Below are 13,972 nucleotides of genomic sequence, written 5' to 3' on the forward strand. Positions count from 1 at the left end.
CAATGACCACGCCCCACTTTCCCAGCCGCCTGCCCAACGTGGGCACCACCATCTTCACCGTGATGTCCGCGCTGGCGGCCGAACACCAGGCCGTGAACCTCGGCCAGGGCTTTCCTGACTTCCACTGCGACCCGCAACTGATCGACGCCGTCACGCGCGCCATGCAGGCCGGCCATAACCAGTACCCGCCCATGGCCGGCGTGCCCGCGCTGCGGCAGGCCGTTGCTTCAAAAATTGAAGCACTTCACAGTCGCCAGTATTGCCCCAACGCCGAAATCACCATCACGGCCGGGGCGACCCAAGCCATTCTCACCGCCATCCTCGCCTGCGTGCAGCCGGGCGACGAGGTGATCGTGCTGGAGCCCTGCTACGACAGCTACGTGCCCAACATCGCGCTGGCCGGCGGCGTCGTGGTCCGGGTGCCGCTCACGCCGGGCAGCTTCCGCCCTGACTTTGCCAAGATCGCGGCGGCCATCACGCCGCGCACGCGCCTCTTGATCATCAACACGCCACACAACCCCAGCGCCACCGTGTGGACGGCCGACGACATGCGCACGCTGGAGGAACTGCTGGCCCCCACGGACGTGCTCCTGATCAGCGACGAGGTGTACGAGCACATGGTCTTCGACGGCGCCGAGCACCAGAGCGCCGCGCGCTTCGCGGGCCTCGCGGAACGCGCCTTCATCGTCTCCAGCTTCGGCAAGACCTTCCACGTCACGGGTTGGAAGGTGGGCACGGTGGCTGCCCCCGCCGCCATGACGGCGGAGTTCCGCAAGGTGCACCAGTTCAATGTGTTCACCGTGAACACACCCATGCAGTACGGCCTCGCGGACTATTTGCAGAACCCCGCGCCTTACCTGCAGCTGCCGGCCTTCTACCAGGCCAAGCGCGACCTGTTCCGCCAGGGGCTGGAGGGCTCGCGACTCAAGCTGCTGCCCAGCACCGGCAGCTACTTCCAGTGCGTGGACATCTCGGCCGTGAGCGACCTGAACGAAGCGGACTTCTGCCAGTGGCTCACGCGCGAGATCGGCGTGGCCGCCATTCCCCTGTCGGCTTTCTATGGCGACGGCTTCGACCAGCGCGTGGTGCGCTTTTGCTTCGCCAAGAAGGACGAAACGCTGCGTGCGGCCATCGAACGCCTGCGCACGCTTTAAGCCAAAACAGGCCCCCGCGCTTATCCAGCAAGCGCTAGCAGCTCATCATTCAATAGCACCCAGGAGCGTTGCCTTTTGGCGGACGCAATCGACGGCGAGCGGCGTAGCGCATGGCGCGGGCCTGCACCTGTGACACTCCGTGCGGCACAGAGGTGCCGCGGAAAGTCGCGCCACTGCGCCGCGCAGCCGAGCAAGCCGTGGGGCAGTACGGCGGATGCCACCATTGCCCGCCCGCCACCGCCGGGAGACCTGAGGCGCACGAGAGGGACCCGCATTCACCTCGACCTTTCCGCCGTCGACCGGCACGGGCGATAGCCGCGGCGCACCCTGGTTCACGACGTTGGTATGTTTTTGATAGCTTTCAGCGCCCGTCCCACAAGCGCCAGAGGCCAATTCGATCTCAACTCACAACAGCACGATGTCGTACTGTTCTATTCTTGCAATTTAATTCATTTAATTTCAATAACTTGCGAAAGTTTTTACTCCAAAAAATCAGCACCCATAAGGAACGTCACCTTTGAACGAGACTCCTCAAATCTCAGCCCGACACTGTGGCCAGATTAACCAGAATGCCCATTTGGGCAGTTGGCATCTCGATCTTGGCTCGCAACTCCTCACTTGCTCCGATGAAGCCTGCCGCGTGCTCGGCCTGGATGTTGGTGCGCCAATAGCCTTCGAGCGATTCCTGCAGTGCATTCACCCTGAAGACCGCCCCCTCTTCGATAGGGCATGGGATGCTGCCATGTGCGGAAAGTCCCTTGATCTGCGGTATCGCATCGTCAGCGGAGGGCAGGTTCGCTGGATACACCTGCGGGCAACATTCAAGGGCGACGCCTCTGGTCGGCCCAGAGCGGCAGACGGGACGGTAGAGGACATCACCGATCTCAAGAGGGTCGAGCAGGCGCTGAACTCTATGCGCCGACAGCGAGAAGAGTTAGCCAGCCACGTTCCCGGTATGCTTTACCAATACCGTCTTCGTCCGGACGGCAGCTCGCACTTCCCTTATGCCAGCGCGAGGATACAGGAAATATACGGGGTTGCACCGGAGGATGTTGTTGAAGATGCCACTCCTGCGTTCGCTGCGCTCCATCCTGAAGACCGCGACCGTGTGCATGAAACCATACAGGCGTCGGGGCAGTCACTCGCGCTTTGGCATGACGAGTACCGAGTGCAGTTTCCAGACGGTCGGGTGATCTGGGTCGAAGGCGAGGCGTCGCCTGAAGCCATGCCTGATGGGAGCATCCTCTGGCACGGCTATATCCATGATGTCACCTCACGCAGAAGATCCGCGGAAGAGCTTCGCCTTGCGGCTAAAGTTTTTGAGCACGCAGGAGAGGGCATCCTCGTTACGGACGCTCAAGGCCACATTGTCAACGTCAATCGGGCGTTTTCCGTGATCACTGGTTATGCGCGGGAGGAAGTAATGGGTCAGACACCTCGTCTGCTCGAGTCCGATCGCTATGACGATGAGTTCTATCAGACCGTTTGGCAGGCTCTGCGTGAGCACGACTATTGGCACGGAGAGCTCTGGTGCCGACGCAAGAACGGCAGTCAGTTTGCCGCGCTGCTGACGATCAGTGCAGTCCCGGATATGCGGGGCAATATCGAGCATTACGCAGCCATGTTTTCTGACATCACGGCGCTGAAGGAGAACCAGCAACAGCTTGAACGCGTTGCTCATTACGACCTGCTCACCGGCTTGCCCAATCGACTATTGCTTGGAGACCGCCTTAAGCAGGCCATTCGTCAGACACGTCGGCGTGGCATGCACCTGGCGGTTGTCTTCATCGATCTGGATGGATTCAAGAAGGTCAACGACCAGCACGGCCACGCAGTCGGCGACAAATTGCTTTCCGTCCTGTCCAGGCGTATGACGCAGGTGTTGCGCGAAGGCGATACCTTGGCCCGTCTTGGTGGTGATGAGTTTGTCGCTATTCTGGTCGACCTGCCGGATATTTCCGTCAGCATACCGATTCTCGATCGCCTGATCGAGGTGGCTGCACAGCCCGTACCGATTGGTGACGCACTGTGCGAGGTGAGCGCGAGTATCGGTGTGAGCTACTACCCGCAAGGCGAAGATATCGACGCCGACCAACTGCTGCGGCAGGCAGATCAGGCTATGTATCGTGCCAAGCAAGCCGGCAAGAATCGATATCACGTTTTCGATACGGAGAAGGATCGTACGCTGCGCACCCGTCACGACGGATTTGACAGCATAGAGAATGCACTTGCCAATGGGCAGTTTCTGCTTTATTTCCAACCTAAGGTCAACATGCGCACCGGTGAGGTGCTGGGCGCCGAAGCCTTGATCCGCTGGCAACATCCGACGCGTGGCTTGTTATCTCCTGCCTCCTTCATACCCATCATTGAGAACCATCCGCTCGGGATTGACGTGGGGAAATGGACCATCGAGGCTGCGCTGACCCAGATCGAAGTTTGGCGCAAGGCCGACCTTCATGTCCCGATCAGCGTGAATATCGGTGCGCGGCACTTGCTGCAACCGGACTTCATCATGCATCTACGGGGTATGTTGTCACGACATCCCGGCGCCCAGCCGCAAGACCTTGAACTGGAAATCCTCGAAACCAGCGCCGTGGAGGACTTCGTTCAAGTGTCTCAGTTGATGGCGCTGTGCGAGAGGATGGGATTGCGTTTTGCCCTCGACGATTTCGGCAGCGGCTATTCATCGCTGACCTATCTGAAGCGCCTGCCCGCGCACCTGCTCAAGATCGACCAAGGTTTTATACGCGACATGCTCGAGGATCCGGACGATATCGCCATCCTGGATGCGCTACTGGCACTGGCAAGGTCGTTTGGCAGGAACTGCATCGCGGAGGGAGTCGAATCCATTCAGCATGGTGAAATGCTGCTGCGTATGGGATGCGAGTGGGGCCAGGGTTATGCCATCGGGCATCCGATGCCGGCGCATGAATTCGAGCAATGGCTACACACCTGGCAGGTACCCTTATCCTGGAAGGGATTCAAACCTGACAGTCGCTCCTCGCTGCCCGTGCCGTTCACATACGTCGACCACCGGGTCTGGATTTCCCAGATGATCGACTATCTGTCAGGTAAGACCCAAGTGCCGCCTCAACCCGAAGCACTCCAATACTGGCGGGATCAAAGTGGCCGCCCTACGTTCTTCGGCAAGGATCCTGATGATCAGGTCGATGTCCTGCATCAGAGCATCCAGCAGTTAGCGCACACCCTGAGTGAAATGAAAAATGCCGGCCGTGTCGAGGCATTGAGGGCTGGCATCGACAAGTTGCAACATTTGCAGGCGGATCTGCTGGGATTGCTGCCGCCAGACCAGAAGCCGGATTGATGCCATGCATGGGTCAAAGGGTTGACGTGCAAGAGGCTGATCCACCCATCGGCGGCGCCACGGGCGCGCAGGACATTATGCGCTGGGTGGCTTCGCAATTGCCTCGGCAATCCAGGTGTAATCGAGTCGTCTTCTCGGACTCCCCGTTCCATTTACGTTTCATTGAAAGAGAGAGCAACGCTTATGCATAAAGAATCTGGCCACACGGCCCTTGACGAGATGCGCTCCCAGTGGCGGTTGATGACGGTTTACGAGCGCTTCGAGCAGGTTGTTGCCATCACGCTGTCGGGCGTCATGTCGATGGTGATTGTGATTTCGCTGATTCAGTTGATTCGGCTCGTCTTCACGCTGCTCGTCATGGATGCACTGAATCCACTGGATCATAAGGTTTTTCAGCTGGTATTCGGTGCTACCATGACGCTGCTGATCGCGATGGAATTCAAGCATTCAATCGTCAAAGTGGCGCTGCGTAAGGAAAGCGTCATCCAGGTCAAGACCGTCATTCTGATCGCGATCCTGGCACTGGCCCGCAAGTTCATCATCCTTGACCCCGACGTTGATCCTGCCAAAGTGGCCGCCCTGGCGGGGACGATACTGGCCTTGGGTCTGACCTATTGGCTCATGCGTGAACGCGACGACCGGAAGAGCGAGTGATTGACCATGGCTCTTTATAGTCTAGACGGTCGACACGATGCCAGGTCGAGGCACCGCTGGCTCAATCGCTTTCAAACCGTGTTGCTGGTTTTGACCCTGGTGGGGGATCGCGGCTGCAGTTGGCAGTCTGCTGTTGGGCGAGCATGGCCTTTGGCTGGCACTGGCAACATGCGCATTGACCCTGCTGATCGAACCTGTCGTCGCCTCCGCGATGACCTTGCGCCTGCATGGCGTCCGTCCCTTGCGCAGCAATGAAGCCCCCGTAATCTGGTCGTTGCTGCGAGCGCTTACAATGCGCGCCGGGTTGCCGAACACGCCGGTTCCGTACTATGTGCCCAGCGGCATCGTCAATGTCAATGTCAATGCCTTTGCCACCGGCTCCAGGCGCCTTGCCTCCATTGCCCTCATGGATGGTCTGCCCGGCTGGGGAAATCCCGAGCCGTCTTGGTTGCGCACGCATACGGCGGCAGAGGATCGTATCGCGCGCCTGATGGAGTTGGCGCCTCAGCCATCGCAGACCCTGCCGTTCCAAACGGATTATCTCGTGCCAAGGTCGTTCGCCCCGATGTGCCCACCACGCCGGGGCCTGAGCGGCCTTTGGCGCTAAATCACTCGAAAGGAGCCTCCGTCATGTCTTCCCCCGGTCCTTACCCACAACGCCCAGCTCCGGATCATTTCGTCCGGCGGTGGCTCGTCATCACTGCGTGCGTTGCAGCACTCATGCTGTTCTGGCAGTTCCTGCCCGCCATCGAAGCCTGGTTCAGCCCGCGCCAAGCCGCTGAGCGCACCGTCACGCCGCGTGGCGATCTGGCCGCTGACGAACAGGCCACCATCGAGCTGTTCGAGAAATCCCGGGCATCGGTGGTCTACATCACGACGTCCCAACTGGTACGAGATGTCTGGACGCGCAACGTCTTTTCTGTGCCGCGCGGCACGGGTTCGGGTTTTATCTGGGATGACGCCGGTCATGTCGTTACCAACTTTCATGTAATTCAGGGGGCGTCGGAGGCCACTGTCAAACTGGCCGACGGCCGCGATTACCAAGCCGCGCTGGTCGGAGTGAGTCCGGCCCACGATATCGCGGTGCTCAAAATCGGCGTCGGTTTCCAGCGCCCGCCCGCCGTTCCGGTCGGCACCAGCGCAGACCTCAAGGTGGGACAAAAGGTATTCGCCATCGGCAACCCCTTCGGCCTGGATTGGACACTCACCACCGGCATCGTGTCCGCGCTCGATCGATCGCTGCCCGGGGAATCTGGCGGAGTGACCATCGAACACCTGATTCAAACCGATGCCGCCATCAACCCCGGCAACTCGGGTGGGCCGTTGCTCGATTCGGCCGGCCGCCTGATCGGCATCAACACAGCGATCTACAGCCCTTCCGGTGCATCGGCGGGGATCGGCTTCGCCGTGCCGGTGGACACGGTCATGCGTGTGGTGCCACAACTCATCAAGACCGGCAAATACATCCGTCCGGCGCTTGGGATCGAGGTAGACGAGCAGCTCAACCGCCGATTGCAGGCGCTGACCGGCACCCAAGGCGTGTTTGTGCTCCGCGTCGCCCCTGGCTCAGCGGCGCAAAAGGCGGGGCTGAGCGGTATCACCGTTGGCCCCGAAGGTATCGTGCCGGGAGACCGCATCACAGGCATAGACGGCGCTCCCGTCGACGATGTCGCCAAGCTGCTCGCACGGCTTGACGACCAAAAGGTGGGGGATGTGGTTGTCTTGTCAGTTGAGCGGGCCGGTAAGCCAAGGGAGGTGCGCGTGGAGTTGCAACCTGGCGCCTGATCTGAAGTTGAGAACTTCTGGGGATCGGTAAAAAATAACGATGGATGCATCAAGTATTCGAGCCGCAGAAACTTGATGCCCTACACTTTGGTTGCCAAGGCTTTTTGCTTTTGGGCTCGGACCTCTTCTTGCGCTAGTCCTTATATCGGCAGCAGCTAGCAGCTCAGTTCTCGACGCACAGCGGAAGTGAACGCATTGATCCGCCGAACCATGAAGCGCGGGATGCTCAGTGAGCATCAATCACAGGATCGGTTCACCCGCGCTCCAGAGCAGAAAACTGGCTACTCAGCCACGTGTGAAGCTGAGAAACCGCAGGGCTGATCTGCTTGCGATGCGGACACACCAGATTCAACGGTGACGCTTCGCCAGGATAATCCGGCAGCAGCACAAGCAGACGCTCTGCGGCGACATCTGCACTGACATCCAGCCAGGATTTGTAGGCGATACCTTCACCCTCCAATGACCAGCGCCGCACGACATCGGCGTCATCGCTGAACAACGGTCCCGAAACCTGCACGGTTTGCCCGCCCAGGTTCCACTTGTCGTAGACCCGGCCATTTTGCAGATAGAGCAGGCAGGCATGCTTGCTCAAGTCATCCGGTGTTTGGGGAGAACCGCAGCGTTGCACATACTCCGGCGAGGCAACCAGCACCCGCTGGTTCCAAGGTGCAAGCGGCAGTGCCACGTAGTTGGCGTCTTCATTCGGACCGTAGCGAATCGCCACGTCCACCGGGTCGCGAAACAGATTGGCCATCTGGTCCGACAGGAAAAAACGCAACGTCAATTCAGGATGCTGACGGCGGAACTGCGTCAGCCACGGCAGCAGTATGTTGCGCCCCAGATCGGACGGCGCTGTCACTTGCAGCACGCCCCGCAGCGTGGCGTTCTCACCCCGCAGGTTTTCCTTGCCTTGCTGCAGGGTCTCTAGCACTGAGTGGGCGGTGGGCAGATATTGCTCGCCCTCGGCAGTCAATCGCAGGCTGCGCGTCGTACGGGCGAATAGGCGCACGTCCAGTTCGCGCTCCAGACGTTTGATGGCGGCAGCGACCTGACCAGGCAGCAGATCAGCCTCAAGCGCCGCTGCGGTGAAACTGCCCAGCGCGGCGCTGCGGATGAATAAACCAAGATCATCGATGCGGATCATTTTCACTCCTGAAGTGAAAGTGTTGACGCATTCTGCTTGTTTTTCTTTGCCCATGGGAAGTCGAAAATTGCCGCAAGTGAATGCATCAACCCTTCGACAGCGAGTTTCCATGAAAGCCATCAGCTTTACCCAGCACGCGTTACCCATCGACAATCCACAAGCATTGATCGACATCAGTCTCCCGCGGCCCACGCCTGGCCCTCGGGATCTGCTGGTCGAAGTTCGCGCGGTATCAGTGAATCCGGTGGATACCAAGGTGCGTGCCGGAACTATCACAAAAGAACCGATAATCCTCGGCTGGGACGCCACAGGCATTGTCCGCGAGGTCGGCGCTGAAGTGACGCTGTTTCAGCCGGGCGATGAAGTGTTCTATGCCGGCTCGATTGCCCGCCCCGGCAGCTACAGCGAATTCCATTTGGTCGATGAGCGGATCGTTGGGCACAAGCCTCATTCATTGAGTGCCGCCGATGCGGCAGCATTGCCATTGACCTCGATCACGGCCTGGGAATTGTTGTTTGACCGGCTCGGTGTCGTCGAGGGTACGGGGGAGGGCAAGTGCCTGTTGATCACTGGAGCGGCTGGCGGCGTCGGTTCGATGCTGGTGCAACTGGCCCGAAAGTTGACCCGCCTTACCGTCATTGGTACCGCCTCACGCCAGGAAACCGCTGATTGGGTGCGGCAGTTGGGCGCGCATCACGTGATCGATCACAGCCAGCCACTGCTCGCACAGTTGCAAGCGCTCGGTGTGCCGGAGACCGACTATGTCGCCAGCCTAACCCACACCGAACAACACTTTGCACAACTGATCGACGTGCTCAAGCCACAGGGGCGTCTGGGTGTGATAGACGATCCCGAAACCCTCGATGTGATGCCGCTCAAGCGCAAGTCGCTGTCATTGCATTGGGAGCTGATGTTCACCCGCTCGCTGTACGAAACCCCGGACATGATTAATCAGCATCACCTGCTCAATCGGGTCAGCGCTCTGATTGACCAAGGTGTTCTGCAAACTACCGTGGGCGAGCACTTTGGTGCGATCAATGCGGCAAACATGCGTCGTGCCCATGCGCTGATCGAGAGCGGCAAGGCCCGGGGCAAGATCGTTCTCGAAGGTTTCTGATTTCACTCATCAGACGGGCTCGCCTGCGGGCCCGTTGAACCGCCTGCGGCATCACTTGCCGTTTTTTATGTGGGAGAGTTGACGATGAATACGTCCAGTAACGTGTTGGTATCAATTGCCGTACTCAAGGCCAAGGCAGGCAAAGAACAGGCATTGAAAGAAGAATTGCTGGCACTGATAGCGCCGACCCGCGCAGAGCCGGGCAATCTCGATTATGTGTTGTTCGAGCAGCGTGACGAGCAGGGCACTTTCTATATGCGCGAGGCTTTCAGGGATCAGGCGGCGCTGGATGCGCATTTTTCGATGCCTTACTTTCAGCGCTTTGCCGCCACGGCAGATGATCTGCTGCAAGAGCCGTTGCAACTGATATTCCTTGAACAGGTATCGGCCTGATCATTCAGCCTGTTTAGCCGCACCACCTCGGCCGGGTGTGGACGCGGCCGGCGGATCAATTTGCTCCAGGACGCTCCTTTACTCCGAATTGCGCAACGATGTGAGTGCCCAGCTCCTCAATGACGTCCGCCGCAGGGCGCTTACCGTACTTGAGATTGAGGATAACGTGGTCCACCCCGATTTCCTCAAGCGACTCCAGCAAAACCCGGAGGTGGTCGCGCCCGAGCCTGAACCCCAAATGAATCGGAGTGGGTGGCGTGGACGGGTTCTCACTGAGGTCGATGTAAAGCGACTGAGTGAAGGGCTTATAGACGGAACCACATTGCTTCATGACCTCCATCCGCCAATCTTCCACAATCAGTCGCTGTATATTCGGCGCGCGTGGATAGTTGATCCATCCGGCGCTTTCGCGCGCTATCCAATCCAGTGACTGGCGGCTATGTCCGGTCACGAGCATCGGAATCACTTGGGTTGTGGGTTTGGGAATGAGGTCTGCGCCGCGCAGCTCACCACCGCTCCAGCGGATGGGTTCGAAGCTGGTGCTGTAGGCTCGGCGAATCACCTCGTAGTGCTCTCGAAAGACTTCTCCGCGTCTTTCGGGATCGACGTCAAAGGCTGAAAACTCCACTGGGCGATCGCCGGAGGCTACGCCCAGAATCAAGCGACCTGCGCTCAACTGATCGACGCTGGCTGACGCCTTGGCTGTGTGCAGAGGATGGTGTAAAGGGATGGCAATGGATGCGCTGCCAAGCGCTATCTCTGACGTATGAGCCGCCATATAGCCCATGTATACCCAGGGATCGAAGGCTTGGCCGACATCGCCGAAATTAGGGTCCCGAAGAGGCACGTCGCGAAACCAGAGCGCGGAGAAGCCCAGCTCCTCTGCTCGTTTGGCCAATGCGACCTGGTTGAGCATGCTCGGAATGTCCCCACCGAAGGCCTCCAAAGGGAAGAACAATCCCAGGCTCAAATGACCCGGAGTGAAGGTTCGGCTGAACCCTCGATGCTGCTGATAAGGAATCGTGCTCGGCAGATACATTTTAATCTTCCTCAATGGGAGAAACCGATCAGACAGTAACTACGATCTTGCCGATCTGCTGATTGGCCTCAAGGAAACGGTGGGCTTCCTGGATGTCGCTAAGGGCAAATGTCTTGGCGATGATCGGGCGCAGTGCACCAGACTTCAGTCCTTGGAGAATAAAAGCCTTGGCACGCTCCAGGGCTTCTGGGTCGGCCACGATTTCTGCATAGATATAGCCCTTCAGGGTCAGGCTTTTGCCCAGCACGGTAAACAGCGGGAAAGGCGTTGGCTCTGGGCTGAGTGCACCGTACACCAACAAAATACCTCCACGGGCCATGCTTTGCGTTAGGGGCTCGAAGGAGGGGCCGCCAACTGGGTCGAATACAACACGAGCACCTTGCCCGGCAGTGATGGCCATCACTCGCTCTGCGATGTCCTCTTCGTCGCTCACGATTACATGCGCCGCACCGGCATCCAGCAGGGCCTGTTTTTTCGCACGCGTTCGTGTGATCGCAATCGAGGTGGCGCCGACCATGCGAGCCATTTGGAAGGCTGCCAGGCCGACACTGCTTGATGCTGCGGTGATAATCACAAAGTCACCTTGCTTCAACGCTGCCTGCTCGATTAGCGCCCCCCAGGCGGTGACGTACTGCATCCAGGACGCAGCAGCCTCTTCGAAGGACAGGCCCTCAGGGTTCTTTACCACCAGATGAGCCGGTACATTGGCCAGTTCGCCGTAGGTACCCCAGCGGGCGATATCCAATGGAGGGATTAGAGCGACGGCATCGCCAACCTTTGTCTCGGTTACGTCGCTACCGACTGCGACCACGATGCCAGCGGCCTCATAGCCCAAGCGGCTCGGGAACTCGGCCTCCTGTAGATACGCATGGTTGCGAAACATCACTTCGGCACGGTTCAAGCCAATAGCTTTGACGCCAATCTGCACCTCGTTTGCTGCCGGCGCCGGTACGTCCAGATCTTCCAGCTTCAGAACGCTGGCGTCACCGTATTCATGAATTCTGACAATGCGTGCCATTACGGATACCTCGCTTTTGAATGGGTTTTGATTTACGCGACCTGCAGTGTCGGATAGTCTGTATAGCCCTTGGCGCCACCTGCGTAGAACGTGTTGGAGTCAGGCGCGTTCAGCGGTGCCTTGGCCCTGATGCGTGCGGGCAGGTCCGGGTTAGCCAGGAAGGCGGTGCCAAAGGCCACAGCGTCAAGCTTACCTTCGGCAATAGCTGCCTCTGCCTCATCAGCGCTGTAACCCATATTGCCCACCAACACACCCTTGTACTTTTCACGCGCTACGGGCATGACATCGGCCTTCTGCACGCCGAAGAAATCGGCGCGCATCACGTGCAGGTAAGCCAGCTTGAAGGCATTGAGCCTATCGGCCAGGAAGCCGATGAGGGCCAGCGGGTCGCTGTCCTTCATGCTGTTGAAGCTGTTGAGTGGCGACAGGCGCAGACCCACACGTTCGGAACCGATGGCCTGGGTCACAGCGGTGAGTACCTCGAACAGCAAACGTGCACGGTTTTCCAGCGATCCGCCATAGGCATCGGTGCGCTGGTTGGGCGTGTCGCGCAGAAACTGGTCAATCAGGTAGCCGTTGGCGCCGTGTACTTCCACACCATCAAAGCCGGCGGCAATGGCGTTGCGTGCGCCTTGAGCAAACGCAGCCACGATGCCGGGAATCTCTTCGATGGTCAGGGGGTGGGGCACCGCGTGCGGCACCTTGCCTTGGGGCGTGTGAATCTCACCCTCAATAGCGGTGGCAACGCTGGAGACAATGGGGGCGCCATCGGCAGCGCCAGGGTAGGCTGCGCGGCCAGCGTGCCAGATCTGCATGAAGATGCGTCCGCCCTTGGCGTGCACCGCGTCGGTCACCTGCCTCCAGGCTGCAATCTGCGCGTCGTTGTAGATGCCAGGCTCATTGACGAAGGCCGATGTACCGGGCGCCACCATGGTGCATTCGGAAATCAGCAGGCCGGCGGTGGCTCGCTGGCTGTAGTACTCGGCCATCAGCGCGTTGGGCATGTGGCCAGCGTCGGCACGGGCGCGGGTCAGTGGTGCCAGAAAGATGCGGTTGGGCAGGGTGAGAGAACCTACTTGAAGTGGATTGAATAACATGTGGATGAAACCCCAGATTAGTGAACAGAAAACAGTGGTAAAGCTAACAGTATTCCCAATACTCTGACCTTTGAAAGGTCACTGAAGACTGCTTTGGCACGGCTGGTGCTTTTGCACCCAACGCACGATGTAGTAGACGCAAGTGGGTAAGCCTTTGCTTCCGACAGTTTCGCGGCTGTCTCCAGCCGTACATGCACCAAACGCCTTTGGTCATCCACCGCGTCGCAACTCCCTGACACCCCGGCCCAGCTTGCGGCGCAACAGGGCCCGCAGGGTCACCCCATCCGAGTACCCGACCTGTGCGGCGACCTGGTCGACGCTGGCGTTCCCGGTGCGCAAGAGATGGACGGCATGCTCCACGCGCAGGTCCTGGAAATACGACAGCGGTGTCTTTCCCAAAACGCTTTGCAGCCGCCGCGCCAAGGTGCGCTCGCTTGTGCCCGCGGCGCTGGCCGCCTCGGCCAGCGAGAACCCCTGCGCGAGCCGACGTCTAGCCCAGCACTCGAAGCGCTCCACCATCGGGTCGGCATGCGCAAGGTGGTCGGGAATCACGAACTCGGCTTGCGAACTGCGTGTCTCGACCAGCAGATAGCGTGCCACCAGGGCCGCCAGCGCCGGACTGCGCCCTCGGATGATGCGCAAGGCCAAGTCGACGTGGGCCAAAGCGGCACCCGCGGTGGTGAAGCGTGTCGAGTTCACGATCATGCGTGACTCGTCCAGCGTGACGTTCGGATAGCGCTGCCGAAACATCGGCCCCAGCCACCATGACGTCGTCGCACGATGCCCATCAAGCAGGCCACACTCTGCAAGCAAGAAACTACCGGAGCAAGCGGCACCAAGGTGCGCGCCAGCGGTGGACCACTGCTGTAGCGCCGCGACCGCGTCGGGCACATCGGGGCGTGTGAGTCGAGCCGAGAGCGTGTCAGGCATCTTGTCGCCAAACGCTGGCACGAGCACGACGTCTGGTTTCGGCACACCATGCGCAGTGACCACGGGGACCGTCAAGCCTTGCGCAGTTCGGATGCGACGCCGCACGCCCACCAGCGTGAGCTCTATGTGCGCGGGAGCCTGTGGCAGCGAGCCCGCCATCGCATTGGCTAAGCCCACTGTGTCAGTGAGTGCCGCAAGCCCCAGATCAAACACGCCATCACAAACAAGGAGGTGGAGTTTCATGGCAACAATGATATCAATGTCGTCATTATTGCCTATAGAGATGTCTGTCATGAAGACTTAGACTGCAGTCTCG

General features: G+C 59.4%; 11 protein-coding genes and 1 pseudogene. 7 read left to right on the plus strand and 5 right to left on the minus strand.

All coding sequences use genetic code 11. The features are described from left to right. Positions 1-2: 2 nt before the first annotated feature. The 5 genes and pseudogenes from PCQ86_RS12260 (at position 3) to PCQ86_RS12280 (ending at position 6,918) form a co-directional block, all read left to right on the plus strand. The gene (locus PCQ86_RS12260) at positions 3-1,154 is read left to right on the plus strand and encodes a pyridoxal phosphate-dependent aminotransferase (RefSeq protein WP_270173856.1); all 1,152 of its coding nucleotides are present in this window, start codon (positions 3-5) and stop codon (positions 1,152-1,154) included. A 517-nt stretch (positions 1,155-1,671) separates the two neighbouring features. Further along, positions 1,672-4,479 carry a sensor domain-containing protein gene (locus PCQ86_RS12265; protein WP_270173857.1) on the plus strand — a complete coding sequence of 936 codons (2,808 nt, stop codon included), beginning with the start codon at positions 1,672-1,674 and terminating at the stop codon, positions 4,477-4,479. Between the two features lie 183 nt (positions 4,480-4,662). Further along, positions 4,663-5,133, plus strand: coding sequence for a phosphate-starvation-inducible PsiE family protein (locus PCQ86_RS12270; protein WP_220637465.1), 471 nt, complete (start codon positions 4,663-4,665; stop codon positions 5,131-5,133). 6 nt (positions 5,134-5,139) lie between these two features. Continuing rightward, positions 5,140-5,551, plus strand: a pseudogene (locus PCQ86_RS12275) (Zn-dependent protease); the annotation flags it as partial. 212 nt (positions 5,552-5,763) lie between these two features. Continuing rightward, positions 5,764-6,918 carry a S1C family serine protease gene (locus PCQ86_RS12280; protein WP_270173858.1) on the plus strand — a complete coding sequence of 385 codons (1,155 nt, stop codon included), beginning with the start codon at positions 5,764-5,766 and terminating at the stop codon, positions 6,916-6,918. A 253-nt stretch (positions 6,919-7,171) separates the two neighbouring features. Here the strand turns inward: PCQ86_RS12280 and PCQ86_RS12285 are convergent, their stop codons facing one another. After that, positions 7,172-8,062, minus strand: coding sequence for a LysR family transcriptional regulator (locus PCQ86_RS12285; protein ID WP_046462165.1), 891 nt, complete (start codon positions 8,060-8,062; stop codon positions 7,172-7,174). Positions 8,063-8,171: 109 nt separating this feature from the next. Between PCQ86_RS12285 and PCQ86_RS12290 the strand changes: the two genes are divergently transcribed. Then, complete coding sequence (locus PCQ86_RS12290) at positions 8,172-9,179, plus strand: zinc-binding alcohol dehydrogenase family protein (RefSeq protein ID WP_046462164.1); 1,008 nt, start codon at positions 8,172-8,174, stop codon at positions 9,177-9,179. 84 nt (positions 9,180-9,263) lie between these two features. Then, positions 9,264-9,572 (plus strand): putative quinol monooxygenase, encoded by a 309-nt coding sequence (locus tag PCQ86_RS12295; protein WP_270173859.1) that lies wholly within the window; start codon positions 9,264-9,266, stop codon positions 9,570-9,572. Positions 9,573-9,627: 55 nt separating this feature from the next. On the opposite strand, the gene PCQ86_RS12300 is transcribed toward PCQ86_RS12295, so the two are convergent. From PCQ86_RS12300 to PCQ86_RS12315, 4 genes are all read right to left on the minus strand, one after another. Next, positions 9,628-10,611: an LLM class oxidoreductase gene (locus tag PCQ86_RS12300; protein WP_270173860.1), complete on the minus strand. Its 984-nt coding sequence runs from the start codon at positions 10,609-10,611 to the stop codon at positions 9,628-9,630. 28 nt (positions 10,612-10,639) lie between these two features. Next, positions 10,640-11,629, minus strand: coding sequence for a zinc-dependent alcohol dehydrogenase family protein (locus PCQ86_RS12305; RefSeq protein ID WP_046462161.1), 990 nt, complete (start codon positions 11,627-11,629; stop codon positions 10,640-10,642). Between the two features lie 32 nt (positions 11,630-11,661). After that, complete coding sequence (locus PCQ86_RS12310) at positions 11,662-12,726, minus strand: alkene reductase (protein WP_270173861.1); 1,065 nt, start codon at positions 12,724-12,726, stop codon at positions 11,662-11,664. Positions 12,727-12,936: 210 nt separating this feature from the next. Then, on the minus strand, positions 12,937-13,950 hold the full coding sequence (locus PCQ86_RS12315; RefSeq protein WP_270173862.1) for a GlxA family transcriptional regulator: 1,014 nt from the start codon (positions 13,948-13,950) through the stop codon (positions 12,937-12,939). Between the last annotated feature and the right edge of the window lie 22 nt (positions 13,951-13,972).

This window comes from Diaphorobacter sp. ED-3 (assembly GCF_027625375.1).
Lineage (GTDB): Bacteria > Pseudomonadota > Gammaproteobacteria > Burkholderiales > Burkholderiaceae_C > Diaphorobacter > Diaphorobacter nitroreducens.

Bases quoted from the DNA above. Each gene is read 5' to 3' on its own strand.
- PCQ86_RS12280 (WP_270173858.1), top strand. From the start codon at position 5,764: ATGTCTTCCCCCGGTCCTTACCCACAACGCCCAGCTCCGGATCATTTC.
- PCQ86_RS12290 (WP_046462164.1), top strand. From the start codon at position 8,172: ATGAAAGCCATCAGCTTTACCCAGCACGCGTTACCCATCGACAATCCA.
- PCQ86_RS12260 (WP_270173856.1), top strand. From the start codon at position 3: ATGACCACGCCCCACTTTCCCAGCCGCCTGCCCAACGTGGGCACCACC.
- PCQ86_RS12305 (WP_046462161.1), bottom strand. From the start codon at position 11,629: ATGGCACGCATTGTCAGAATTCATGAATACGGTGACGCCAGCGTTCTG.
- PCQ86_RS12310 (WP_270173861.1), bottom strand. From the start codon at position 12,726: ATGTTATTCAATCCACTTCAAGTAGGTTCTCTCACCCTGCCCAACCGC.
- PCQ86_RS12285 (WP_046462165.1), bottom strand. From the start codon at position 8,062: ATGATCCGCATCGATGATCTTGGTTTATTCATCCGCAGCGCCGCGCTG.
- PCQ86_RS12295 (WP_270173859.1), top strand. From the start codon at position 9,264: ATGAATACGTCCAGTAACGTGTTGGTATCAATTGCCGTACTCAAGGCC.
- PCQ86_RS12270 (WP_220637465.1), top strand. From the start codon at position 4,663: ATGCATAAAGAATCTGGCCACACGGCCCTTGACGAGATGCGCTCCCAG.
- PCQ86_RS12315 (WP_270173862.1), bottom strand. From the start codon at position 13,950: ATGACAGACATCTCTATAGGCAATAATGACGACATTGATATCATTGTT.
- PCQ86_RS12300 (WP_270173860.1), bottom strand. From the start codon at position 10,611: ATGTATCTGCCGAGCACGATTCCTTATCAGCAGCATCGAGGGTTCAGC.